This is a genomic window from Vreelandella vilamensis (assembly GCF_031451755.1).
GTDB lineage: Bacteria > Pseudomonadota > Gammaproteobacteria > Pseudomonadales > Halomonadaceae > Vreelandella > Vreelandella vilamensis.
Genome location: NZ_JARWAN010000074.1, coordinates 1 through 521, shown reverse-complemented (window position 1 = coordinate 521; position 521 = coordinate 1). Strand labels below are relative to the sequence as shown.

The following is a 521-nucleotide window of genomic DNA, read 5'->3' as shown; positions in this document are numbered from 1 at the left end:
CTGTTCACTGTCGGGATGATCCATCGTTTGTCGCGTGGACAGGTGATACGCCGTATTTTCCGTCACGTTCACCACGGCCAGCGTCGATATTTCCAACCCCTTTTCGGCCCTGCCGGTGCCGCCGCTGTAATACTTACCCAATCCCTCGGTATGTCGACCGCTTTTCGGGATGAAGCTGCAGTCTGTGGCCGCGATGAGAGTGACGGCGGCGTCTTCATTGAGCGGCCGTAAGCTCAAGCGGTTGAACTCGGTGAAATCAAAATCACGCCGATACCACCGTGAAAAGGTCTTCTCATGATAGTCACTGTAACGGCTGAGGTTGCGGAAATTGACACGGCCTCTCAAGCACATCAGCAAGGGCAACAGGACGAGGATAAACCGTCGCTGAGGCTTGTTGAGGCTGGACATCTGCTGCAAGACCGTATTGACTATTTCCATGAAAGCCTGTGCTCGGGTGGTGGTGTTGTGAGAGACCCTATTATCTGAGCATCAGGCTTTCTTTAAAACTGTCCGAACCATTG

At 53.2% G+C, this 521-nt stretch carries 1 protein-coding gene; it reads right to left on the bottom strand.

Annotated elements, in window-relative coordinates; all coding sequences use genetic code 11:
• On the bottom strand, positions 1–438 hold a 438-nt coding region (locus QC823_RS16200; RefSeq protein ID WP_309657370.1), incomplete at its 3' end, for a hypothetical protein.
• Between the last annotated feature and the right edge of the window lie 83 nt (positions 439–521).